Source organism: Agilicoccus flavus (genome assembly GCF_014857905.1).
GTDB lineage: Bacteria > Actinomycetota > Actinomycetes > Actinomycetales > Dermatophilaceae > Agilicoccus > Agilicoccus flavus.
Window position 1 is genome coordinate 457642 of the sequence record NZ_JACYXE010000001.1, and the last position, 22948, is coordinate 480589.

General features: G+C 72.3%; 25 protein-coding genes and 2 pseudogenes. 10 read left to right on the top strand and 17 right to left on the bottom strand.

Annotated elements, in window-relative coordinates:
- Window positions 1–38 precede the first annotated feature (38 nt).
- Entirely contained in the window at window positions 39–236 is a 198-nt protein-coding gene (locus ICW24_RS02020) for a hypothetical protein (protein WP_226344036.1), read from the bottom strand.
- Window positions 237–459: 223 nt separating this feature from the next.
- Between ICW24_RS02020 and ICW24_RS02025 the strand changes: the two genes are divergently transcribed.
- Complete coding sequence (locus tag ICW24_RS02025; protein WP_226344037.1) at window positions 460–1239, top strand: IclR family transcriptional regulator; 780 nt, start codon at window positions 460–462, stop codon at window positions 1237–1239.
- 8 nt (window positions 1240–1247) lie between these two features.
- Here the strand turns inward: ICW24_RS02025 and ICW24_RS02030 are convergent, their stop codons facing one another.
- The 5 genes from ICW24_RS02030 to ICW24_RS02050 are packed head-to-tail and all read right to left on the bottom strand — an operon-like array spanning window position 1248 to window position 6245.
- Window positions 1248–2180, bottom strand: coding sequence for a hydroxymethylglutaryl-CoA lyase-like TIM-barrel protein (locus ICW24_RS02030; protein WP_226344038.1), 933 nt, complete (start codon window positions 2178–2180; stop codon window positions 1248–1250).
- Entirely contained in the window at window positions 2177–3454 is a 1278-nt protein-coding gene (locus ICW24_RS02035; RefSeq protein WP_226344039.1) for a CaiB/BaiF CoA transferase family protein, read from the bottom strand. The genes ICW24_RS02030 and ICW24_RS02035 overlap by 4 nt, the downstream gene beginning before the upstream one ends.
- Before the next feature lie 10 nt (window positions 3455–3464).
- On the bottom strand, window positions 3465–4529 hold the full coding sequence (locus ICW24_RS02040; RefSeq protein ID WP_226344040.1) for an ABC transporter substrate-binding protein: 1065 nt from the start codon (window positions 4527–4529) through the stop codon (window positions 3465–3467).
- 31 nt (window positions 4530–4560) lie between these two features.
- On the bottom strand, window positions 4561–5397 hold the full coding sequence (locus tag ICW24_RS02045) for an ABC transporter permease (RefSeq protein WP_226344041.1): 837 nt from the start codon (window positions 5395–5397) through the stop codon (window positions 4561–4563).
- The gene (locus ICW24_RS02050; protein ID WP_226344042.1) at window positions 5394–6245 is read right to left on the bottom strand and encodes an ABC transporter ATP-binding protein; all 852 of its coding nucleotides are present in this window, start codon (window positions 6243–6245) and stop codon (window positions 5394–5396) included. Before ICW24_RS02050 ends, ICW24_RS02045 begins: the two co-directional genes overlap by 4 nt.
- Window positions 6246–6397: 152 nt before the next feature.
- Here ICW24_RS02050 and ICW24_RS02055 point away from each other — a divergent pair, with 152 nt between their 5' ends.
- The gene (locus ICW24_RS02055; RefSeq protein ID WP_226344043.1) at window positions 6398–6892 is read left to right on the top strand and encodes a DUF2784 domain-containing protein; all 495 of its coding nucleotides are present in this window, start codon (window positions 6398–6400) and stop codon (window positions 6890–6892) included.
- Here ICW24_RS02055 and ICW24_RS02060 read toward each other — a convergent pair.
- Window positions 6799–7491, bottom strand: coding sequence for a TetR/AcrR family transcriptional regulator (locus tag ICW24_RS02060; RefSeq protein WP_226344044.1), 693 nt, complete (start codon window positions 7489–7491; stop codon window positions 6799–6801). The genes ICW24_RS02055 and ICW24_RS02060 overlap by 94 nt on opposite strands.
- A 69-nt stretch (window positions 7492–7560) precedes the next feature.
- Between ICW24_RS02060 and ICW24_RS02065 the strand changes: the two genes are divergently transcribed.
- On the top strand, window positions 7561–7803 hold the full coding sequence (locus ICW24_RS02065) for a hypothetical protein (protein WP_226344045.1): 243 nt from the start codon (window positions 7561–7563) through the stop codon (window positions 7801–7803).
- Between the two features lie 52 nt (window positions 7804–7855).
- Here the strand turns inward: ICW24_RS02065 and ICW24_RS02070 are convergent, their stop codons facing one another.
- On the bottom strand, window positions 7856–9022 hold the full coding sequence (locus ICW24_RS02070) for a mandelate racemase/muconate lactonizing enzyme family protein (protein ID WP_226344046.1): 1167 nt from the start codon (window positions 9020–9022) through the stop codon (window positions 7856–7858).
- 118 nt (window positions 9023–9140) lie between these two features.
- On the opposite strand from ICW24_RS02070, the gene ICW24_RS02075 reads away from it, so the two are divergent.
- Window positions 9141–9842, top strand: coding sequence for a GntR family transcriptional regulator (locus ICW24_RS02075; protein ID WP_226344047.1), 702 nt, complete (start codon window positions 9141–9143; stop codon window positions 9840–9842).
- Window positions 9843–10289: 447 nt separating this feature from the next.
- Here ICW24_RS02075 and ICW24_RS02080 read toward each other — a convergent pair whose 3' ends face one another.
- The 3 genes and pseudogenes from ICW24_RS02080 to ICW24_RS02090 form a co-directional block, all read right to left on the bottom strand.
- Complete coding sequence (locus ICW24_RS02080; RefSeq protein WP_226344048.1) at window positions 10290–11090, bottom strand: MerR family transcriptional regulator; 801 nt, start codon at window positions 11088–11090, stop codon at window positions 10290–10292.
- A pseudogene (locus ICW24_RS02085) lies at window positions 11087–11850 on the bottom strand (ABC transporter permease). Before ICW24_RS02085 ends, ICW24_RS02080 begins: the two are co-directional and overlap by 4 nt.
- 8 nt (window positions 11851–11858) lie before the next feature.
- On the bottom strand, window positions 11859–12626 hold the full coding sequence (locus tag ICW24_RS02090) for an ABC transporter ATP-binding protein (RefSeq protein ID WP_226344049.1): 768 nt from the start codon (window positions 12624–12626) through the stop codon (window positions 11859–11861).
- 78 nt (window positions 12627–12704) lie between these two features.
- On the opposite strand from ICW24_RS02090, the gene ICW24_RS02095 reads away from it, so the two are divergent.
- The gene (locus tag ICW24_RS02095; protein ID WP_226344050.1) at window positions 12705–13493 is read left to right on the top strand and encodes an isocitrate lyase/PEP mutase family protein; all 789 of its coding nucleotides are present in this window, start codon (window positions 12705–12707) and stop codon (window positions 13491–13493) included.
- Window positions 13494–13625: 132 nt separating this feature from the next.
- Here the strand turns inward: ICW24_RS02095 and ICW24_RS02100 are convergent, their stop codons facing one another.
- The 3 genes from ICW24_RS02100 to ICW24_RS02110 all read right to left on the bottom strand — a co-directional run bounded on the left by ICW24_RS02100 (window position 13626) and on the right by ICW24_RS02110 (window position 14752).
- Window positions 13626–13877, bottom strand: coding sequence for a hypothetical protein (locus tag ICW24_RS02100; protein WP_226344051.1), 252 nt, complete (start codon window positions 13875–13877; stop codon window positions 13626–13628).
- A gap of 174 nt (window positions 13878–14051) precedes the next feature.
- On the bottom strand, window positions 14052–14477 hold the full coding sequence (locus tag ICW24_RS02105; RefSeq protein ID WP_226344052.1) for a TA system VapC family ribonuclease toxin: 426 nt from the start codon (window positions 14475–14477) through the stop codon (window positions 14052–14054).
- Window positions 14474–14752 carry a CopG family transcriptional regulator gene (locus ICW24_RS02110; protein ID WP_226344053.1) on the bottom strand — a complete coding sequence of 93 codons (279 nt, stop codon included), beginning with the start codon at window positions 14750–14752 and terminating at the stop codon, window positions 14474–14476. The genes ICW24_RS02105 and ICW24_RS02110 overlap by 4 nt, the downstream gene beginning before the upstream one ends.
- 120 nt (window positions 14753–14872) lie before the next feature.
- On the opposite strand from ICW24_RS02110, the gene ICW24_RS02115 reads away from it, so the two are divergent.
- Together ICW24_RS02115 and ICW24_RS02120 are read left to right on the top strand one after the other, a co-directional pair.
- Entirely contained in the window at window positions 14873–15604 is a 732-nt protein-coding gene (locus ICW24_RS02115; RefSeq protein ID WP_226344054.1) for a dienelactone hydrolase family protein, read from the top strand.
- A gap of 35 nt (window positions 15605–15639) precedes the next feature.
- Window positions 15640–16251, top strand: coding sequence for a LysE family translocator (locus ICW24_RS02120; protein WP_226344055.1), 612 nt, complete (start codon window positions 15640–15642; stop codon window positions 16249–16251).
- Window positions 16252–16349: 98 nt separating this feature from the next.
- On the opposite strand, the gene ICW24_RS02125 is transcribed toward ICW24_RS02120, so the two are convergent.
- The 3 genes and pseudogenes from ICW24_RS02125 to ICW24_RS02135 form a co-directional block, all read right to left on the bottom strand.
- Window positions 16350–17117, bottom strand: coding sequence for an SGNH/GDSL hydrolase family protein (locus ICW24_RS02125; RefSeq protein WP_226344056.1), 768 nt, complete (start codon window positions 17115–17117; stop codon window positions 16350–16352).
- Window positions 17114–17797: pseudogene (locus tag ICW24_RS02130) on the bottom strand (dihydrofolate reductase family protein). Before ICW24_RS02130 ends, ICW24_RS02125 begins: the two are co-directional and overlap by 4 nt.
- 47 nt (window positions 17798–17844) lie before the next feature.
- Window positions 17845–19308 (bottom strand): peptide MFS transporter, encoded by a 1464-nt coding sequence (locus ICW24_RS02135; protein ID WP_226344057.1) that lies wholly within the window; start codon window positions 19306–19308, stop codon window positions 17845–17847.
- A gap of 556 nt (window positions 19309–19864) precedes the next feature.
- On the opposite strand from ICW24_RS02135, the gene eat reads away from it, so the two are divergent.
- The 3 genes from eat to ICW24_RS02150 are packed head-to-tail and all read left to right on the top strand — an operon-like array spanning window position 19865 to window position 22920.
- Window positions 19865–21292, top strand: coding sequence for an ethanolamine permease (gene eat / locus ICW24_RS02140; RefSeq protein ID WP_226344058.1), 1428 nt, complete (start codon window positions 19865–19867; stop codon window positions 21290–21292).
- 54 nt (window positions 21293–21346) lie between these two features.
- Entirely contained in the window at window positions 21347–22027 is a 681-nt protein-coding gene (locus ICW24_RS02145) for a TetR/AcrR family transcriptional regulator (protein WP_226344059.1), read from the top strand.
- Window positions 22024–22920 carry an alpha/beta fold hydrolase gene (locus tag ICW24_RS02150; protein WP_226344060.1) on the top strand — a complete coding sequence of 299 codons (897 nt, stop codon included), beginning with the start codon at window positions 22024–22026 and terminating at the stop codon, window positions 22918–22920. The genes ICW24_RS02145 and ICW24_RS02150 overlap by 4 nt, the downstream gene beginning before the upstream one ends.
- Window positions 22921–22948: the final 28 nt, after the last annotated feature.

Here is a 22948-nt window from a genome sequence, read left to right on the forward strand (position 1 = left end):
GCCCCCGCTCCCGGGCTCGGGGATCGTGCGCGCCGGGGTCACCCGACGCCGGTGACGGGGCGCGGCCGGGCGGCCAGGGCGTCGTGGTGCTCGCGCCGGCGGACGAGGAAGTCCGAGCGGATGCCGCGCAGCACCCCCCGCGCGCCCGCGCCCGGGCCTGCCCGTCCCGCGCCCGCGCGTTCGCGGCGGTACGCGACCTCCGCGGCGATGAAGTATTCGTCTCCGTACCAGCTCACGGCGTGCCTCCTTCGGTGGTGTCGTCGGCGGGTGCCGACACCTCCACGTTGGGCGCCTGAGGTACCCCGCCACATCGGACGAATGACCTACGCGAGGCCCTCGACCACCTCAGATCTCCGCGCACCACGACCGGGCTGCTCAGGGGCCGTCCGGGGGCCGTCCGGCGCCGCTCCGGGGCCGCTCCGAGAAGGCCGATCAGGAGTCCGTCCGTAGGCTGAGCGGATGGCGCCCTCCGAGCGCGGCGGCACGCCCTTGCTCGTGCTCCGCAAGATCACCACGCTGCTCGACGCCTTCACCCTCGAGCGCCCGGTCCTGAGCGCGGCCGAGCTGCGGGAGGCCTCGGGGCTGCCGGCCTCGACGGTCCAACGGCTCGTCGCCAACCTCGTCGACGAGGGCTTCCTCGACCGGACGGAGCGCGGCTACCGGATCGGCGTCCGCGTGGCGTACTGGGCCGCCGCCGGGTCGGTCGGCGCCGAGATCCTCGACGTCACCCGCCCGGTCCTGGCGGACCTCCGGGACATCACCGGCGAGACGGCGTGCCTCTACCAGACCTCGATGGACCTGCGCGTGTGCACGGCCGTCGCGGAGACCCGGCACTCCCTGCGCCGGCCGATGCGGGTCGGCCAGGCGATGCCGATCCACGTCGGGTCCGCCGGCCGCGTCATCCTCGCCTGGGACGACGCGCTCGCCCGCCGCGTGCTCGCCGCCGACCTTCCCAGCCTCACCGACGCGACGATCACCGACCGCGCGCGCCTGCGGGAGGTGCTGGGCCAGGCCCGGGCCGACGGGTTCGCCATCACGACCGGGGAGCGGGAGTCGGGCGCCAGCGGCCTGTCCGCCCCCGTCTTCGACCCGCACCGCCAGGTCGTGGGCGCGATCACGGTCATGGGTCCGTCCCTGCGCATGCCCGCCGACGTGTGTCTCGGCTGGATCGACCACGTCGTCGGCGCCGCCGAGCGCGTCACGCGGATGCTCGGCGGGCGCCGGCCGATCTCTGGCTGACCCGCCGGTCAGCCCGCGTGGCCGAAGGTCCACGGGAAGGCGGTCGCGCGCGACCGGGCCCCGCTCGCAGCCCGCGACCGGTCCGGCTCGTCGACCGCGGCGGTCACGCCCTCGCCCAGCTCGACGAGCCGGCGGAGCACCGCCGGCTCGAGCCACCCGGGTCGCAGCGCGAACGCGAGGTCCTCCGTGGCCGTGTTGCCCGAGGCGCCGGGCGCGAACGGGCAGCCGCCGAGTCCGCCGAGGGCCCCGTCGACGACGTCGGCGCCGGCCTCGACGGCCGCGAGGGCGTTCGCCACGCCCATCCCCCACGTGTCGTGGCCGTGGAAGACGACCCCGATCTCGCCGGGCATCGCCTCGACGGCCTCGCGCACCCGCCCCACCAGCGAGGCGACCTCGCCCGGGTGGGCCTGACCGAGGGTGTCGCAGACGACGACGTCGCTGCAGCCGCGGGCACGGGGGTCGCGGACGAGGTCGAGGACGGCGTCCGGGTCGACCGGGCCCTCGAACGGGCAGGTGAAGGACGTCGCGAGACACAGTTGCACGTCGGCGCCCACGCGCGCGGCCACCTCGAGGGCCTCGGGCAGCGCGGCCATGCTCGTCTCCGCGTCCCGCCCCACGTTGGCGCGGTTGTGGGCGTCGGAGACCGAGAGGCAGTACTGGAGGCGCCGGACCCCGGCGTCGACCGCCCGCCGCACGTGGCCGGGGGTCGCGACCCACACCCAGCACCGCTCCAGTTCGTCGGGCTCCAGCGCGGCGACGAGGTCCAGGGTGTCCGCCGTCGCGGGCACGAGGTCCGGCCGGGCCATGGACCCGATCTCCAGATGCTCGACACCCAGCTCCAGCAGCTCGCGCACGAGGGCGACCTTGCGCTCCAGCGGCAGTCGCCCCCCGGCGAGCTGCAGCCCGTCGCGCAGCGTGACGTCGCGGATCGCCCCGGTCACGACGCGACCTCCCCGGCGTCCGGGCCCGACGCCGCGTCCCCGCCGGCGAGGCGCTCGGCGAGCCGGCCGGCCTCGGCGGGGTCGAGGTCGAGGTAGTCGGCGAGCACGGCGGCGCCGTCCGCCCCGAGGTCGGGGCCGAGGTTGCGCACCGGCAGCGAGCGACCGCCGATGACCGGCGTGATACCGGGGAAGGCGACGTCGCTCATCGTCCGCGCGCCGTCGCTGACGTCGAAGCGCTGGATCATGTCGCGCGCCGCGTAATGCGGGTCGGTCACGAGTTCGCTCGCCCGCAGGATGGGGCCGGCCGGGATGCCCTCCGCGTCGAGCAGCGTGAGCGCCTCCTGCGCCGGCCGCGCCGCCGTCCATCGCCCGATGGCGTCGTCGAGCTCGTCGCGGCGCGCCCAGCGGCCCTCGTTCGTGGCCAGAGCGGGGTCGGCGGCGAGGTCGGGGCGCTCGATGACCCGCATGTACCGCGCGAAGATGCCGTCGCCGTTGCCCGCGACGACGATGCTCGCGCCGTCGGCGCACACGTACGCGTTGCTCGGAGCGATCCCCTCCATCCGGCCGCCGGTGCGCGTGCGCTCGACGCCGTACGCGGAGTATTCGGGCACGAGCGACTCCGTCACCGAGAACATCGCCTCGTTGAGGGCCACGTCGATGATGCGGCGCTCGAGCGGCACCGCGGCCACGCGGCCCTGCTCGAACAGCGACATCACGGCCCCGAAGGCGGCGTAGATCCCGGCGATCGTGTCGCCGATCGACACCCCCACCCGGACGGGCGCGCGGTCCGGCTCGCCGACGAGCTCGCGGAACCCGCCGTACGCCTCCGCGACCGCCGCGAAGCCCGGACGCGGCGACAGCGGGCCGGTCTGCCCGAACGCCGACACCCGCACGAGCACGAGCCGCGGGTTCACCTCGTCGAGGACCTCGGGCCCCAGGCCCCACCGCTCGAGGGTGCCGGGGCGGAAGTTCTCGATGAGCACGTCGACCCGGGGCAGCATGGACAGGACGGTGCGCCGCCCCACCTCGCTGCGCAGGTCCATGACGATGGAGCGCTTGTTGCGGTTGATGGTGCGGAAGAGCATCGACGTGTCGCCGCCGTGCAGGCGCCACCCGCGCAGCTCGTCGCCCCGGCCCGGTCGCTCGACCTTGACGACGTCGGCGCCGAAGTCGGCGAGCAGCCGGCCGGCCGTGGGGGCCGCGATGTAGTTGCCGAGTTCGAGGACCCGCACCCCGGCCAGCGGGGCGGGGGGCTCGGGCGATGGTGCCGTCATGGGGTCCGCCTCAGCCGCCGACGAACTCGTTCGTGTACGTCGTGGCCAGGTCGATGGTCTTCCCCTTGACCTCGGGGTTCGCGAGCTGCTGCGTCTTGAGGACGGCCTGGGCGCCGGCGTCGGTGAACTTCCCGTCCTTGCTCAGGGTCTCCTTGAGCTCGCCGACGACCTTCGCGTACTGGGCCGCGTCCCCGCCGTTGAAGTTCGCCGGCATCTTGGCCGCGATCTCCTCCCCGGAGTGCTGCTGGATCCACGTCAGCGTCTTCGTCATGGCGTTCGCGAGCTTCTTCGCCTTCTCGGGGTTCTGCTGCAGCCAGTCGGACTTCGCGTAGAACGAGGAGGACGGCCACGTCTGCGTCCCGTAGAGGGCCTGCACCTGCTGGTGGGTCCGGGTGTCGGCGAGCACCTTGGGCGCGCTGCCGATGCGCTTGGCGAGGACGGTGATGTCGGGCTCGAGCATGACCGCCGCGTCGACCTGCCCCTTCTCGACGGCGGCGACGGCGGACGACCCCGCCCCGATGCCCGAGACGGACGCGGCGTCGAGGGGCAGCCCGTTCTTGTTGAGCAGGTACTTGACGAACATGTCCGTCGAGGAACCGGGCGCGGTCACCCCGATGTTCTTGCCCTGGAGATCGCCGACCTTGCTGACGGCATCCTTGTTCTTCGGGGCGACGACGAGCACGACCCCCGGCGACTGGTTGAGGTTGGCGAAGGCCTTGACCTGCTGGTTCTTGGCCTGCATCTGGATGGTGTGCTCGTAGTAGCCGCTCGTGACGTCGGTCGAGCCGCCGATCATGGCGGTCAACGCCTTGGACCCGCCCTGCAGGTCCTGCAGCGAGACGTCGAGCCCGGCCTCCTTGTAGTAGCCGAGTTCCTGGGCCAGCGTCGTCGGCAGGTACGTGAGCAGCGTCTGACCGCCGATCCCGATCGTCACCTTCGTGTCGGCGTTCCCGCCGCCGCCGGTCGCGCCGCCCCCTCCCTGCCCGGGCGGCGCGGACTGGGGTGATCCACAGGCCGCCACGACCGCGAGCAGCGGCACGGCGACGACGGCGACGAGACGGTGGGGAGTGCGCATGACGGGCGACCTTTCGAGCGGCGGAGGGGGATCAGCGAGCGGGACGCCAGCGCAGCAGGTAGCGCTCGAGTCGGTTGACAAGGACGTCGACGACGAGGACGACGACCATGAGGATGAACATGCCGGCGAAGACGCCGCGGGTGTCGAAGACGCCCTGGGCCTGCGCGATGGCGTAGCCGACGCCGGCGGAGGCGCCGAGGTACTCGCCGACGACGGCGCCGGTGATGGCGAACCCGACGCTGATGTGCAGGCTCGAGAAGATCCACGTCAGCGCGCTCGGCACGAACACGTGCCGCAGCAGGTGGCTCTCCTTCGCGCCGAGCATGCGCGCGTTGTCGACGAGCACCCGGTCGACGCCCTTGACGCCCTCGAGCGTGTTGAAGAAGACGATGAAGAAGACGAGGGTCACGCCGAACGCGACCTTGCTCCAGATCCCGAGGCCGAACCACAGCAGGAAGATCGGCGCGAGCACGACGCGGGGCAGCGCGTTGAACATCTGCAGGAACGGGTCGAACAGCCGGTCGAGGAAGCGCACCCGGGCCAGGAGGAAGCCGAGGAAGAGCCCGAGCGCCGCGCCGATGACGAAGGCGAGCACCGACTCCTGCATCGTCACCCACAGGTGCGGGAAGACGTAGCCCGACGACACCCACGTCCAGACCGTCGCGAAGATGTCCGACGGCAGCGGGAAGAAGAACTGGTCGATGAGGCCCGCGCGGCCCCCCAGCTCCCAGAGCCCGAGCACGACGAGCGCGAGGAGCAGCTGCAACCCGCGCATGGCCAGGTTCGAGACGCCTCGTCCTTGGCGGCGCCGCACCCCCGCCGCCTGCAGCGCGGTGTCGTCCCGGGTCGTCCCGCCCTGCGCACTCATGCCGACTCCCGCTCGTTCTGGGCCGCGTAGGTGCGTTCGACCTCCTGCTTGAGCCGCCCCCAGATCTCGCGGTGCAGGTCGATGAAGGCCGGGTCGTCGCGGATCTCGAGGAGGTCGCGCGGCCGGGGGATGTCGATCTCGTAGGTCGCGACGACGGTGCTGCCCGGGCCGGCGCCGAGGATGACGACCTCGTCGGAGAGGGCGATCGCCTCGTCGAGGTCGTGGGTGATGAAGACGGCGGCCTTGCCCGACCCGCTCCACAGGTTGAGCAGCTCGTTCTCCATGATCTGGCGGGTCTGCACGTCGAGCGCCGAGAAGGGTTCGTCCATGAGCAGGATGTCGGGGTCGACGATCCACGCCTGCGCGATGGCCGTGCGCTTGCGCATCCCGCCGGAGAGCTGGTGCGGGTAGCGGTCGGTGAAGGCCTTGAGGCCGACGCGCTCGAGCCAGACGCGGGCGCGGTCGTGCGCCTCCCGCGTGTCGACGCCGGCGAAGGTCAACCCGAGGGCCACGTTGTCGAGCACCGTCTTCCACGGCAGGAGCGCATCCTGCTGGAACATGTACGACGCGCGCCGGTTGACGCCGCGCACGGGGGCGCCGAAGCTCTCGACCTCCCCGCTGGAGGCCTCGAGCAGGCCGGCGGCCATGTTGAGGATCGTCGACTTGCCCGACCCGGTCGGGCCGACGATCGACACGAACCTCCCGGCGGGCACGACGAGGTCGATGTCGCGGACCGCGTCGTAGGAGCCGCCGCCCGGGGTCTCGAACGTCTTGGTGCACCCTCGCCACACGAGGGCCGGTTCGGGCGCGGCGTCGCCACGCCGATCGGGCGGTGTCGTCGTCGACACAGAGTCCTCCAGGGGTTCACATCGTGAGCTGTCCACCACGAAGTGGCCTCGACCCTAGTCCTCCGTCACCGCGGGGCACAAGGCCGCGGTGAGTCCACAGGGGCGGGCGCGGCGTCCGGTCCGGCGCCGTCCGCGCCCCTACCCTGAGACGCATGATCTGGGTCCTTCTCGTCATCGCCAACGTCGCGATGCTGGCCCATTTCGCCTTCCTCGTGTTCCTCATCGGCGGCGGGTTCGTGGCCTGGCGCCACCCCTGGGTCGCGTGGCCGCACCTGGCCACGGCCGTGTGGGCCTTCGGGATCGAGGCGTGGCACTGGGTCTGCCCGCTCACGCTGCTCGAGAACTGGGCCCGCCACGGCGCCGGGATGCGCGGACTCGCGCCGACCGGATTCATCGACACCTACATCCAGGGCGTCATGTACCCCGCCGAGCTCAACACGCAGGTGCTCGGCGTCGTCGCGACGGTCGTGCTCGCGTCGTGGCTGGGGGCGGCGGTCGCGGCCTGGCGACGTCGCCGCCGCCGCTCGCCGCCCGGCCCGGGTGAGCCGACCCCTCAGGCAGGGTCGGGGGCGTCCCCCTCGGGCGGTGCGGCGGTGGTGTCGGCGAGCAGCTGTGCGGCGAGGGTCGCCGCGAGCCAGCGCTCGTAGCGCGCCGGCGACCACCCTCGCTCCACGACGAGCAGTCGGTACACCTCCGGTGACATGAGCGCGTGCACGACGTCGGCGGCGGCGCGCGGCCGCACGCCGGGCGCGAGGGCACCGCTGCGCGCGAGCGAGCGCACGACCTCCCCCTGGCCGCGGCCGCGTTGCGCGTCGAGGTCGGCGAGCAATTCCCGGGCGGCCGGGTCGGCGTCCGCGGCCGAGGTGAGCACGCGATGGACCGGCTGCGTGCGCGCGTTGATGCCGGCGGCCACCGCGGCGAAGCCGGCGAGGCGGCGACGCGGGTCGGGGTCGGCGAGCGCGGCGCGCACGGCGGGCCGGTCCCCCACCGGGACGGCCGCGTCGTCCCCCGCGATGGAGGTGTCGAGCAGGGCCTTGAGGATGCCGAGCTTTGAGGAGAACAGCCGGTAGACGGTCGCCGCCGGCACGTCCGAGGCGGCGCTGATCGCCTCGACCGTCGTCGCGCCGTAGCCGCGCTCGACGAACTCGCGCCGCGCCGCGCCGATCACCGCCGCCCGCGCCAGCCGGGTGCGCGCCTGCCCGCGCCCCGCGGCGGGTGACGCCGCCCGCCCGTCGTCCCTTGACATGCCCCCGATCCTAGGACACGCTCTCTCATATCGAGAGTACAACTCTCATTTCGACGAAGGAGTCGGACCATGAAGACCATGACCTGCCGCCAGCTCGGCGGCCCGTGCGACCTGGGGCACCGCGGCGAGAGCGCCGACGACGTCATCAAGGCCCAGGACCAGCACCTCAAGGACGCGGTGGCCGCCGGCGACGCGGCGCACGAGGCCGCGAACGCCGACATGCGCGGGCGCTGGAAGCACCCGAAGAAGTCGCTCGGCTGGTACACGGACGCGAAGAAGGCCTTCGCGGCCCTCCCCGACGACCCGGCCTGACGCGTCCGACGGCCCGGCCGTACCCTCGCGCGCCGGGCCGAGCCGTCGCGGCTCAGTCGTGCAGCTCGCGCAGCACCTCGTAGAAGGCGGCCTTGCCCTCGAAGCCGATGCCGGGGGTCTGGGTGAGCCCCACGTAGCCGTCGCGCACGACGGCGTCGTCGGCGAAGCCGCCGGTCGGCTGGAACTCCCCGGGGTAGGACTCGTTGCCGCCGAGCTTGAGGGCCGCGGCGATGTGCAGCGAGAACTGGTGCCCGCCGTGCGGGATGCACCGCCGGGAGGACCAGCCGTGCTGGGCGAGCATGTCCTGGATGCGCAGGTATTCGGTGAGGCCGTAGCTCAGCGCGGGGTCGACCTGGATGAAGTCGCGGTCGGGGCGCATCCCGCCGTAGCGGATGAGGTTGCGCGCGTCCTGCAGCGAGAAGAGGTTCTCGCCCGTCGCGATCGGGCCGCGGTAGTGCTCGCTCAGGGTGGCGTTGAGCCGATAGTCCAGCGGGTCCCCGACCTCCTCGTACCAGAACAGGCCGTACGGCTCGATGGCCCTGCCGTAGGCCAGCGCCGTGTCGAGGTCGAAGCGGCCGTTGACGTCGACCATGAGGCGCGAACCTTCGCCGTCGAGCACGTCGAGGACGGCCTCGATGCGCTCGAGGTCCTCCGCGAGATCCGCGCCCCCGATCTTCATCTTGACGACGCGGTAGCCGGAGTCGAGGAAGCGCCGCATCTCCTCCTGCAGGTCGGTCAGGGTCTTGCCCGGCGCGTAGTAGCCGCCCGCGGCGTAGACGAAGACCTGGTCGTCGGGCTCGCCGTCGCCGTACCGGTCCGAGAGCCAGCGGTAGAGCGGCTGCTCGGCGAGCTTGGCGGCGAGGTCGAAGAGCGCCATGTCGACGACGCCGACCGCGACCGAGCGCTCGCCGTGGCCGCCGGGCTTCTCGTTCGTCATGACGACGTCCCACGCGCGGGTCGGGTCGAGCCGGCCGTCTTCGGCGAGGAGGGCGTCGGGGTCGGCGGCGAGTAGGCGCGGGACGATCCGGCGGTGCAGGATCTCGCCGGCGCTGTAGCGCCCGTTGGAGTTGAAGCCGTAGCCGACGACCGGCCTGCCGTCGCGGACGACGTCGGAGACGACGGCGAAGATCGAGCAGTCCATCGTGCTGAAGTCGATCCACGCGTTGCGGATCGAGGAGCTGATCGGGACGACGCCCTCGTGGACGGAGACGATCTTCATCGGGCGGCCTCTCGGGTCACTTATAAGATATGAGAGCCCTAGCCACCAGCCCCTCCGGCGCGCAAGGCGGTCTTATGAGACGGCGGTAGCATCGACGACGACGGATCAGGGAGGCCCCATGAGCACCGCGCACGTCTTCTCGAGCAAGAGCGACGTCGCCTACGCCGAGCTGCGCCATCGGATCCTCACCGGGGCCCTGCAGGCGGGGACGCGACTCGATCAGTACGAGCTCGCCGACGCGATGGGGATGAGCATCACCCCGCTGCGCGAGGCGATCCGCCGGCTCAGCAGCGAGGGGCTCATCGAGCTCGGCCATCACCGCAACGCGCGCATCGCCGGCATGAGCGCCGCCGAGGCGCGCGACCTGTTCGAGGTGCGGCTCCTGCTGGAGCCCGGCGCCGCGGCGCTGGCGGCGCAGCGCCGCACCGACGCCGACCTGGCGGCGCTGCGGGCGGCGGCCACGCGGCTGCGACCGGTGACCCGCGAGTGGGGCGAGGAGGCGCTGGGTGCGCACCGCGACTTCCACCGGGCGCTCTCCCTCGCCTCCCACAACGACGTGCTCGCCCGCCGGCTCGACGACCTGTGGGACAAGTCCGACCGCTACCGGCGCCTCGGGCTCGCTCTCCCCCAGGGCGAGGGGCCCCGCACCCGCGACCACCGCGAACACCACGAGCTGCTCGACCTCGTCGCGGCCGGCGACGCCGACGGCGCCCGCGACCTCATGCACGCCCACGTCGAGCGCAGCCTCCCCGCGACCTCCATCGACGCCCTCGAGGAGGGCGACATCCAGCGCGGGGACTCTCGCGCGCATCGCCGATGACGCTCGTTCACATCGACGTGCCAAGTGGCGCATGCGCTCGCCAGGCCGGAGCCATGCGCACCACGGTGGAACTCGACACCGCCGCGGCGGTGGAGCAGTTGCGCCGTGAGCATGGTCGAGGCGTGAGCGAGGCGGTCGACGACCGCATGCGGCGTGGCCTGACGGTCGAGGCCGTGCCGCGGCGCCCGTTCCGGCAGCGCACCCGGGCCCTGGGCGTGCGGGGCGACGTGTCCAACTCGCCGACGCCCTCAAGGTCCTCGAGGGGGCGGACGCGCGCTAATGCTGCTCGACGCCGACATCCTGCTTGATGGGGTGGAGGAGTCGCCCCCCGTCCCGAACGCACCCGCGACCGGCTGACCGACGCCCTCAACGGTCCCGTCCGGGTGGGGATCCCGTGGGGGCGCATCCACCGCCCGTGAGGCGCTCGCCGATCCGACCCCCCGACGGTCACGGGTCGCTCTTCTCGACGCGGGTCCACCCGCTCCAGCCGCGCTGTTCGATGAGCTCCCGTAGGCGCCCGACGACGGGGTGGGCGCTGTCGGCGAGGGCGTCGACGAGCCCGACGAAGGCGGGGTCGGGGGTGCTGTCGTCCTGCCGGTCGAGGGCGCCGCTCGCGTCGGCCTGCGCGAAGAGGTCGCAGAGCAGGTCGGCGGTCTCGGCGAGCAGCGCCTCGTCCTGCCAGTCCTGCGCGAGCCGGCCGAGCAGGCGGTAGAGCCGGACGACCTCGGGGTCCTCGAGCTGGGCGACCTTGTCGGCCATCATCGCGGGGATCTGCTCGGGCCAGCGCGCCGCCATGAGGATCCAGGCCTCCCGCTCCGGCGCGATCATCTCCTCCGGGGCGCCGATGGCGCGCAGTCGATCGAGGTAGTCGAGCACCTCGGGCGGCAGGGCGAGCGTCTCGCTCGAGCCGAGCCGGGCGATGCTCGCTCGGTGCTCCTGCAGGGTGCGGATCTGGGCGCGCAGCCGGCGATCGATCTCGTGCGCCCCCGCGGCGAAGGTCGCCGGGTCGGCGTCGAGCAGCTCACGGACCCGGGCCAGCGGCACGCCCGCCTCGGCGAGCGTGCGGATCCGGATGAGCCGCACGACGGCGGCCGCGTCGTACGTCCGGTAGTCGGAGTGGTCGCGCTCCGGCTCCGGCAGCAGGCCGATCCGGTGGTAGTGCCGCACCGCGCGGACCGTCACGCCGGCGTACGCGGCGAGCCGCCCGATCGTCAGCATGGCGCCAGTGTGCGCGCTCGCGACCGTCATCCGGCGACCTTGCGGTGATAGGTGCGCATCGCGAGGAGGTAGGCGACCGCGAGGATGCCGAGGCACCAGGCGACGGCGATCCACCCCTGCGCGCCGACCGGCTGCTGCGCGAAGAGGCGTCGCAGCGTGTCGACGATCGCGGTGACCGGCTGGTGCTCGGCGAACCAGCGCACCGGCGCCGGCATGCCCCCGGTGGGGACGAACGCCGAGCTGACGAAGGGCAGGAAGATCAGCGGGTAGGAGAACCCGAGACGCCGTCGACCGACGTCGCCGTCAGCCCGGGGGTCACCGCGAGCCACGTCAGCGCCAGCGTGAAGAGCGCGAGGATCCCGGCGACGGTGAGCCAGGCCACCGGGCCGGCGCCGGTGCGGAAGCCCATGGCGAGGGCGACGAGCACGACGAGGACGAGGGCGGCGAGGTTCGCGACGAGCGAGGTGAGCACGTGGCTCCACAGGAGCGCGGACCGGCTGATCGGCATCGACCGCAACCGCTCGAACATGCCGCTCGACACGTCGGTGAACAGCCGGAACGCCGTGTAGGCGATGCCCGAGGCGACGGTGACGAGCAGGATCCCGGGCAGGAGGTAGTCGACGTAGCTCCCGCCGCCGACGTCGATCGCGCCGCCGAAGACGTAGACGAAGAGCAGCAGCATGGCGACCGGCGTGATCGCCGTCGTGAGGATCGTGTCGGGGCTGCGCAGGATGTGGCGCAGCGACCGCGAGAAGAGGGTCGTCGTGTCGTGGACGGCGTGCGTGCGCATGGTGATCCTCAGTGCTCGGAGCCGGTGGGGGAGACGAGCGCGAGGAAGACGTCCTCCAGGCTCGGTTGCTTCTCGACGTCGTCGACGTGGGGTGCGGGCAGGCGCGCCGTGAGCTCGGCGAGAGTGCCCGCGGCGATGATCCGGCCCTCGTGGAGGATGGCGATCCCGTCGGCGAGGCGCTCGGCCTCCTCGAGGTACTGCGTCGTGAGCAGGACGGTCGTGCCGGCTCCGGCGAGGGCCCGGACCGTCGCCCAGACCTCCTGTCGGGACTGCGGGTCGAGGCCCGTCGTCGGTTCGTCGAGGAAGAGGACGGGCGGGTCGCCGACGAGGCTCATCGCGATGTCGAGGCGGCGGCGCATCCCCCCGGAGTACGTCGCGACCCGGCGCCGGCCCGCGTCGGTGAGGTCGAACCGGCGCAGGAGATCGTCGGCGATCCGGCCCGGCCCGGGCAGGCGGCGCAGGCGGGCGACGAGGGCGAGGTTCTCGCGGCCGGTGAGGATCTCGTCGACGGCGGCGAACTGGCCCGTCAGGCTGATCGAGGCGCGGACGTCGGCGGCCTGCGTCGCCACGTCGAACCCGTGGACCGTCGCGCTCCCCGCGTCGGCGCCGAGCAGGGTCGAGAGGATCTTCACGGCGGTCGTCTTGCCGGCCCCGTTGGAGCCGAGGAGCGCGCAGATCGTGCCCGCCGGGATGCGCAGGTCGACGCCCCGGAGGACCGCGTGGTCGCCGTAGGACTTGGTCAGTCCGGCGACGTCGATGGCGTGTGTCGTGGTCATGACCCGAGCGTGCGGGGTTGACCGTGCGTCAGGGTCAAGCCCCTGGCCGCGGACGCCGGGCGGTGCCACGATCGGGGCATGACCCGCGCCGCCGAGTTCCTCGCCCTGCACCGCCCCGGCGACCCGCTCCTCATGCCGAACCCGCGGGACGGTGGGTCCGCGAAATGCCTCGTCGCGCTCGGCTTCGAGGCGCTGGCGACGACGAGCGGCGGGTTCGCGCTGACGCTGGGCCGCGACGACGGGCAGGTGAGCCGGGAGGAGGCGTTGGCGCACAGCGCGGCCGTCGCCGCGGCGGTGCCGGTGCCGGTCAACGCCGACCTCGAGGACGGCTTCGGACGCTCGCCGGAGGAGGTCGCCGCGACGATGCGCCTCGTGCCGGCCACCGGCGTCGCGGGCTGCTCGCTCGAGGACTGGAGCGGCGACGCGATCCTCGAGACGCCGTTGGCGGTCGAGCGCGTGCGGGCGGCGCGCGAGGCCCTCGGCGAGGAGGTCGCCCTCGTGGCGCGCGCGGAGAACTACCTGCGCGGCCGGCCCGACCTCGACGACACGATCGCGCGGCTCGTCGCCTACCAGGAGGCGGGGGCCGACGTCCTCTACGCGCCGTTCGTCACGAGCCCGGACGACCTGCGCGCGATCCTTGCGAGCATCGAGGCTCCCCTCAACGCGCTGCTGCGCCCCGACGGACCGAGCGTCCGCGAGCTCGCCGACCTCGGCGTCGCCCGCGTCTCCGTCGGCGCGGCGTTCACCTATGCCGCCTACGGCACCTTGACCGCGCTGGCCGCCGACCTACGCCACGACGGCCGCCAGACCTTCTTCGACCAGGTCGGCACGGGGCGGGATCTCACCGCCCGAGCGCTGGCTCCGTGAGACCGCTTGACCGGGCGCGGCGACACCTGCCACCGGTCGACGACGTCGGCAGGCGCGGCGGGCCGAGGTCCCCTGATCAGGCGATGGTGAGGACCCGAACGAACGGATACCGAGACGCGACGTCCATGAGGATCATCGCGCGTAGTGCTCGACCTCGTCGTCGGCGAGCATCTCCTCCACCTGCTCGTTCGTGAGGTCGATGCCCCTTCGAGACGACGGGACGAGCGGGTAGTCGACGCCGCCCTTGCCCGCCCCGCCCGGAGCTGCACCCAGCTCGCGGGTGACGGCCCGCTCGAAGAACGTCTTGAGCGACTCCCCCGCCTCGGCCGCGCGGGCCTTGGCCGCGCGCATGAGCGGATCGCGAAGATCGACCGTGGTGCGCATGAAGGCATAATAGTGCGCGACGATGCCGCTGCCCAGACCGAAGGACCCGGCCCTTCGTCGGGCGGGGGGCACCCGCTCGGCGCACCAGCCCTGATCCCACCCTGCGACCGGCGGATCCACCACGCCATCGGCGGCGCCGCCGACGCGTCCACCGGTGAGAGCAGGTGACCCAGCTCAACCGAGCGGGTTGACCCAGCGCGCCTCGGGGAAGCGAGCGAAGTCGCTGTCGGCCGAGACGACCGCCACCCCGAACTCCACGGCCAGGGCGGCGAGCTGGGCGTCCGGCACGAGGTTGCCGGTGACGTGGTGCCGGCGGGCGATCTGCGCGTAGACGGCCGCGGTGCGCTCGCTCGCCGGGGGCACCCACGCGGGGCCGGCCGCGAGCCAACCGTCCACGTGCTGCTGGGCCTGCGCGGCCGACAGGGGGCCGGCCGTGATGCGAGGGTGCGTGATGATGCGCAGGAATGCCCCGATGGTCTGCCAGGGCAGGCCGACGCGGCGGTCGCCGTTCAATGCCTCGGTGAGCCAGGCCGCGGCCGCCGCGTGGTGCGGTGACCGGGTGTCGACGGCGTAGATGAGGAGGTTGGCGTCGAGGATCATCCGGCCGAGGAACCCTGCCGGTCACGTACGTCGCCGTCGGCTGTGCCGCTGGGCTCGTCGTCGAGCAGGTCCAGGACCTCCCCGATGTTGCTCACGTCGATCCGCACCCCCACGTCGGCCGTGTGATGTCGGTACGGCGCGGGCCGGGTCGTCCCGCCGGCCATCCCCCGCCGCGCGAGCAGGTTGAGTGCCTCGCTGGGGCCGAGCCCCTCCACCCGACGCAGGCGGTCCATCTCGGCGGCGACGTCGTCAGCCACCGTGATCGTCGTCCTCATGCGCCAAAGCTAGCATCATGATGCTGCTGCTGCTTCGAGTAGACTCCCACGGCGTCCGCGGGACAGCGGCGCCCGCCGGGACAGGGCGCGACCTCGGCGCCGAGCGCTATCGTCGGGGTCGTGACGCCCGCGACGATGAGCCTGCCCACCGATGACGGTCTGCGGATGCCGGCGCACCTCTGGCTGCCCGCGTCGGGCACGGGCCCGGGGCTCGTGTTCTTGCAGGAGATCTTCGGCATCAGCGGCTACGTCCGGCGGCGGGCGCAGGACCTGGCCGACCTCGGCTACGTCGTGCTGGCGCCCGAGATCTACTGGCGCATGGGCGACGTCGGCCCGTTCGAGGGGCCCGACGCGATGGACCGGGGCCTCGCCGCGATGTCGTCGATCGACTGGCAGTCCGCGGTCCTCGACGGAGCCTGCGCCGTCCGGCATCTGCGCAGCCTGGACGACGTCACCGGGGGCGTGGGCCTCATCGGCTTCTGCTTCGGGGGCGGCCTGGGCTTCGACGTCGCCGCCCACCTCGAGTCGCCCGAGGGCGGCGGCCGGGGCGTCGACGCGTTCGTCAGCTTCTACGGGTCGGCGCTGCCCGGCCTCGTCGACACGAGGACGGTCACCGCGCCGAGCCTGCACCACTTCGGGCTCGCCGACCAGTACATCGACGACGAGACGGTGCACCGGCTCGAGGCCGTCCTCACCGCCCAGGCGGGCACGACGTTCCTCACCTACGAGGGCGCCGATCACGCCTTCGACAACGGCGACCTGCCCCTGCACCACCCGGAGGCGTCGGCGCAGGCCTGGGCCGTGACGCAGCAGTGGCTGGAAGAGCACCTCCCCACCCCTCGCGCGGGCTAGCCTGGCGAGGTCGCGGCTACGGAGGGGAAGACGCCATGAGCATCGAGTTCGTTGTCGTGGTCCTGGTAGTCGTGCTCGTGCCCGGCGCCGATTTCATCGTGACCCTGCGCAACACGGTGATGCACGGGCGCTCGGCCGGAGCGGCGACGGCCCTCGGGGTCGGCGCGGCGTCGGTGATCCAGGGAACGTTGGTCTCCGTCGGTCTGGGGGCCGTCATCGTGCGGTCCCAGGTGCTGTTCACGACGCTGCGCTGGCTGGGCATCGCCTACCTCTTCTACCTGGCCGTCCAGGCGCTGCGCTCCGCCTGGCGCGGGAGGTACGAGACGGACCCGCAGACCGGTGGCCCGGGCGAGCGGGCGAAGGGGCTGCGGCAGGGATTCCTCACCAACATCACCAACCCGAAGATGTTCGTGTTCTACCTGTCGCTGCTGCCGCAGTTCGTCGGCGTCACGGCCCCGGTCTGGCAGTGGCTCGTGCACGCCTGGGTGCTCCCGGCCCTGGGCACCGCCTACCTGATCGTCCTCGCGGTTCTCGCCGGCGCCCTCCGGGACCGCCTGCTGCGACCGGTCGTGCGGCGGACCATCGACGCCGTCTCGGGGGTGGCCCTGCTCGGTTTCGGGGCCCGACTGGCGACGTCACGCGCCTGAGGCCGGCGTCCCGACGCAGGGGGTGACGGCTCGTTGCGGCCGACCTCCGCCACGACGGCCCGCAGACGTCCGCCGACCTCGTCGGCAGGGGCGGGACCTCACCGCCCGAGCGCAGCGGTGACGAGGTCCGCCGCGGCGGCCATCCCGGCGCGGTTGGGGTGGAAGGGGGAACCCGACCCCATCCTGAGCGTCCGTCCGCTGGTCCACGGCGCCGCGGACCAGGCGTGATGGTCCACGCTCCGTTCCGACGCGGGGACGAGCGTCGCACCGGCGCGCGCAGCGGCCTCACCGGTGGTCCTGGCGAGCCGCTGGGCGGTCTCCCGCCCCCAGTCGGCCACCGCACGGCTCACCCCGCGGACGGGCTGCCCCGGCGGCGGGAGAATGGTGAGGTAGTCCACGACGACGAGCCTGGCCTGGGGAGCGCGCTCGCGGACCCGGCCGAAGAGGCGATCGAAGGTCTCGGGGAGCACCGCGAACCGGGCGTCCGCCGCCGTCATGACGTCCGACAGCCCGCGGCGCAGGGGCGGCACCCAGGACGAACCCGGCACCGCGCCGAGGGTGAGGCCGCCGATGTAGCCGACGTCGTTCCCGCCGCACGTGACGGTGACGAGCCGGGTCTGCGCCGTCACCGCGTCGAGCTGGCAGGGCCGGCCGTCGGCCCCGGCGATCCCGTCCGCGGTCGCCCCCGAGAAGGTCATGTCGGTGAGGCGCAGCCCCCACGCCTGGGCCACCAGGTGGGGGTAGTTGCCCCGCGAACGCATGGCCCGACGTGGTGCGGATCTGTCGTGCGGTCGGATGCCGGGCCCGGCGGCGAAGGAACTGCCGAGCGCGACGTAGTGGTCACCTGCGGACAGCGGGCCGGTCATGACGTCCTCCGGCGCGTGGGTTCGGCGTCGCCCGGCCGTTCGAAGGTGACGTGCATCGTGCCGCTCTCGGCGACCTCCGTCGTCACCTCGTGGGTGAGGTCGAGGCCGTGCAGGTCGTCCCACAGCCGGTCGCCCCGGCCCAGGACGATCGGGGCGATCGAGACGTGCAGGTGGTCGACCAGGCCGGCGCGCAGGAACGCGCGAGCGGTGCCGAGGCCGCCGCCGATGCGGACGTCCTGACCTGCGGCGGCCTCGACCGCCTCGGCGAGCACGTCCTCGATGGCGGCGTCGCGGAAGTGGAAGGTCGTGCCGCCCTGCATCGGCATCGGCGGCCGCGGCGCCGTGTGGGTGAGGACGTAGACGGGGGCCCGGAACGGGGGCTCGTCACCCCACCAGCCCCGCCAGTCCGGGTCGTCGGGGAAGGAGTGGAGGCCGAACATCCCGGCGCCCATGATCTCGGCGCCGACCCCCTCGAAGTAGGCGGCGGCGTACGAATCGTCGACGCCGGTCGTGCCGCCCCCGCTCGTGTCACCGAGGACGCGCTCGCGGAACGTGCGCGTCGCGGCATAGGCGGCGGTGAGCCGCTGTCAGTCCTCGCCCATCGGATTCTCGGGGGTCTTGCCCGCCGGCGACGCGACGCCGTCGAGCGAGAGGTTGAGGTCGATGCGCACGCGGGTCATGTCTGGTGTCCTTCGACGGTGCGGCGGGGTCGGTGCCGGGGAGCCGCTCAGTGCACTCCGCGCATCGACTTTTTCAGGGTGGGCACGAGCAGGGCGAGCAGGATGCCGGCGACGATCGCGGTGAGGCCGATCCACGAGAAGTACGTGACCTCGGTCGCGGGGTCGTAGTAGCCGGCGAGGATGCCCGCGAACGTCGTGCCGAGCGAGATGGACAGGAAGAACAGGGCGACCATCTGGGTGCGGAACCGCTCGGGGGCGAGCTTCGTCGCGATCGACAGACCGATGGGCGACAGGAAGAGCTCGGCGCAGGTGAAGAGGAAGAGGATCCCCACGAGCGCGAGCAGCGGGGTGGCGTTGGGACCGCCCCCCGAGAACGGGATGAACGCGAGGAACGCGAGGCCCATGACGACGAGACCGACGGCGAACTTCAGCGGGGAGCTGGGCTGTCGCGAGCCGAGCTTCGTCCAGAGCGCGGCGAAGACGCCCGCGAACACGATGATGAACACCGGGTTGATGGACTGCACCCAGCTCGGCGGCATCGTCCAGCCCAAGAGGCTGCGGTCGAGGCTCTGCTCCGCGTAGATGGCCACCACCGTGAACTGCTGCTGGAAGAGCGCCCAGAAGACGACGGAGGCGAGGAACAGCGGGATGAACGACCGCACGCGGCTGCGCTCGATCTCGGTGACGCGGGAGCTGGTCAGGAGCAGCGCGAAGTAGGCGATCGACGCGACGATGGCGGCCGCCGCCATCACCGTGTCGAGGTTCCCGGCGTCGAGCAGGCCCGTCACGAGGAGGATCACGACGACGACGAGGGCGGCCACGGCGATGCCGACCCACCGCCCGGCCTGCGAGCGCGGCAGCGGGTTCGTCACATGGTGGGCCTCGGCCGGGAGGTTCTTCCGGGTCAGCGCGTACTGCGTCAGACCGACGGCCATGCCGACCGCGGCGGCGCCGAACCCGACGTGGAAGCCCCACGACTGCTGCAGCCATCCCGTGATGAGCGGGCCGACGAGGGCGCCCAGGTTGATGCCCATGTAGAAGATCGAGAAGCCGGCGTCGCGGCGCTCGTCCTTCTCGGCGTAGAGCGTGCCCACGAGAGAGGTCGCGTTCGCCTTGAGGCCACCCGAGCCGACGCCGACGAGGATGAGGCCGGCGGCGAGCCCGAGCGCGCCGGGCAGTACTGCCAGGCAGATGTGGCCGAGCATGATGATGGCCGCCGAGAAGAAGAGCACCCGCTCCGACCCGAGCACCCGGTCGGCCAGCCACGCTCCGAGGATCGTCGAGAGATACACCCCGCCGCCGTACGCGCCGACGAGGCCGGTGGCCACGCCCTGGTCGATGCCGAGCCCACCTTCGGCGGCGGCGAAGTACATGTAATAGAGCAGGATCCCCTGCATGCCGTAGAAGGAGAAGCGCTCCCACAGCTCGACGCTGAAGAGGTTCGCCAGCATCCGGGGGTGGCCGAAGAACGTGTGTCGGGTGTCGGTCTCTTCCGTGTCGGCGCGGCTCATCACGTGAGTCTCGCAGCGAACGACGCACGGCCACAACGGCTCCAAGGATCCGCAACCGCATCGAGACCGCCCGGCTCGCGCCGGACCGCCTCGACCCGCCTCGACCCTCGTCGAACGAGAATTCGGCGTCGGTGCTCATCCGGTCGAGGAGTGCGCGGGCGGCGTCCGAGGAGCAGGCGGCCGGGACGCCGTCGCGGCCCTTCTGTCCGAGTTCATCGCCTCCCGCCATACCGCCGGAAGCGGCGGCGAAGAACCATTCGGGCCGGGTCGACCCGACCACAGCGCCGGCCCCAACTCTCTGACCTGCACCTTCGCAGAAACGCCGCCCTGGGCGCGCCATCGACCCGGCCCGAATGGTTCTTCGATCCCTCGAGCAGGCGTGCCGACGGTCCGAGTCCGGCGCGGAAAGGCCGGGGCCGACACTCGGATCCCCCGGCGCGCAGACGCGACACGCTCGTGCCACGGTCACGACACCGGGTCTGCCTACTGTGGGCGGAGCCGTTCCCGACCTCGCCCGGGCCCCACCCCGGGCGATCGATCCCCAGCGAGGCGCCCCATGTCCAGCACGGACGACACTCCCGCCGCCCCTGGGGGCGACGCCACCTCCGACTACCTCGAGCGTCGGACCCTCCGAAAGGGGGCCGCCGGATGGCTCCTGCTCGCCGGGCTCGGGGTCAGCTACGTCATCTCCGGGGACTACGCCGGGTGGAACGGCGGCCTCGGCGAGGGCGGGTTCGGTGGGCTCGCCATCGCGTTCGTCGTCGTGGCCTGCATGTACCTCGCGATGGTGCTCGGCATGGCCGAGCTGAGCTCGGCGCTCCCGGCCGCGGGCGGCGGGTACACGTTCGCGCGGCGCGCGCTCGGCACGTGGGGCGGGTTCGCCACCGGGACCGCGATCCTCATCGAGTACACGATCGCGCCGGCCGCCATCGCCACGTTCATCGGCGCCTACGTCGAGTCGCTCGGCCTGTTCGGCATCACCGACGGCTGGCCCGTCTACCTCGCCACCTACGCCCTGTTCATCGCCGTGCACCTGTCGGGGGCGGGTGAGGCGCTCAAGCTGATGGCGGCCATCACCGTCGTCGCGCTCATCGGGCTGATCGTCTTCGCCGTCGCGGCGATCGGGATGTTCGACCCGGCCAACCTCACCGACATCCCCGTCGAGGCGGCCGCCGGCGCGTCGCCGTGGCTCCCCCACGGCTGGCTCGGCGTGTGGTCGGCGCTGCCGTTCGCGATCTGGTTCTTCCTCGCCATCGAGGGCGTCCCCCTCGCGGCCGAGGAGGCCACCGACCCGGAGCGGGACGTGCCGCGCGGCATCATCGCGAGCATGGCGGTGCTGGTCGTCACCGGCGCCGCGGTGCTCGTCCTCGCCACCGGCGCGGCCGGCGCCAACAGCCTCGCGGGGTCGGGCAACCCGCTCGTCGAGGCGCTCGGATCCGGCCCGGCGGCCACGGCCGTCAACTACATCGGCCTGGCCGGCCTCGTGGCGAGCTTCTTCTCGATCATGTACGCCTACTCGCGCCAGACGTTTGCGCTCTCACGGGCCGGGTACCTCCCCACGTCGCTCAGCGTCGTCAACCGGCGGAAGACCCCGACCCTCGCGCTCGTCGTGCCCGGCCTCATCGGCTTCGCCCTCTCCCTGACCGGCCAGGGCGCGATGCTGCTCAACATGGCCGTGTTCGGGGCCGCCGTCAGCTACGTCCTCATGATGGTCAGCCACATCGTCCTGCGGCGGCGCGCCCCGGAGATGCGCCGCCCCTACCGCACGCCGTGCGGGGTGTGGACGACGTCGTTCGCCCTGGTCGTCGCGTCGATCGCCGTCGTCGGCACCTTCCTCGTCGACCCCGTCGCGGCCGGGTGGACCTTCGCGGTGTTCCTCGCGTTCCTCGCCTACTTCGCGATCCACAGCCGCCACCACCTCGTGGCGGCCAGTCCCGACGAGGAGTTCGCGATGCTCGACACCGCGGAGTCGGACCTGACCTAGGTGTACTGACCGGGCACGTTGATCAACGCGCGTCGGGGATATACAATACGAGACGTGTCGTATCAAAAGGATGGTGTTGTTTCGCGCGGTCGCCCTCGTGACGTAGAGCTCGATCGCCGGCTTACGTCGGCGGTCCTTGAGGTACTCGGCGAGGAAGGCTTCGAAGGCCTGACATTCGAAGCGGTCGCGCGCCGCAGCAAGGCCTCCAAAGCGTCGCTGTATCGCCGCTGGCCCAGCAAGCGAGACATGGTGTTGGCCGCGGTGAAGGACGGGCCCGCGCGGGAAACATCCGAACCCCTCGAACCCGGGTCGTGCCTGCGTGACGACCTCCTGGCACTTGTTCGGCGGCTGGCGCAGACGATGAGCACGGCGGACACCGGCACGGCGCTTATGTTGTTGCAGGCCGGGCTAGAAGACCCAGACCTGTGCGACGCCATCGAGGAGGCCGTTGGCCCCACGGGGGCCCGGCTGCCACAACCGGTGATCGACGCTGCCGTCGCCCGCGGTGAGCTGCCCCTCGGTGTTGATCCCTTCGCATACGAGGAAGTCGTGGGCGCGGTCCTGTTGCTGCGTCGCGCAAACGGTCTCGCCATCACCGACGACTACTTGCACTCGCTCGTTGACGCCGTAGTCATCCCCGCCCTGACCGCTTCGCCCGTCCGCGTCGGGCTGCCCGCCGGCATCTTCTCTGGCCACCCCTCGACCACTGCTAACCCGTCCCAGGAGACCTCATGACAAACCTCACGATCGAAGACTTCAGCTATCGCTCCGTCGCGGGCAGCGACGGAGTCCGCCTCAACGTCGCCGTCGGTGGTCAGGGCCCGGCCGTGGTCCTGCTCCACGGGTTCCCTCAAACGCACTACATGTGGCGACATGTCGCCCGTCGGCTCGCCGCGCAGTTCACCGTGATCGTCCCGGACCTGCGCGGTTACGGCGACAGCGACAAGCCTGCCGCAAACAGCCCCGACACATACTCCAAGCGCACGATGGGCAACGACATCGTCGCTGTTGCCCACGAGCTCGGCTTCGATCGCTTCGGGCTGGTGGGCCATGACCGCGGGGCCTTGGTCGCCGTGCGCGCCGGCCTCGATCACCCTGACACGGTGTCCTTCCTCGGCATTCTCGATGTCTTGCCCACCCTCGACACCTGGTCAGTCCTGCACGGCGTGGACGCCAAGGTCGCCTGGCACCTCTATCTCATGGCGCAGCCCGCCGGGCTGCCCGAGAAGATGATCGCCGCAGTCGCGCCCGAGTTCTACGGCTCCTTCCTCGACGCGTGGGACCCGACCGGCACCACCTTCACCCCGCAAGAACGGGACCACTACGTCCAGAGCTCGATCACGTCCACCGACTCGATCGTCGCCGACTACCGCGCCACCGCGGGGATCGACCTCGACATGGACGCCTCCGACCGCGAACGCGGCGCCCAACTGGCCATGCCCACGGCCGCCATCTCTCAGGACTGGGGCGCACAGCTCGGCTTCGACGCCGCGGCCCTCTGGCGCGCGTGGGCGCCCGACTTCACTTACCAGGCCACGGCCAGCGGCCACTTCATGGCCGAGGAGAACCCCGACGAGATCGCCGACTTTATCGAGAACCTCGCGCGACGCGCCCAGCATCAGCCCTGAACCACCCACCTTCGAGGGGCCCATCCGC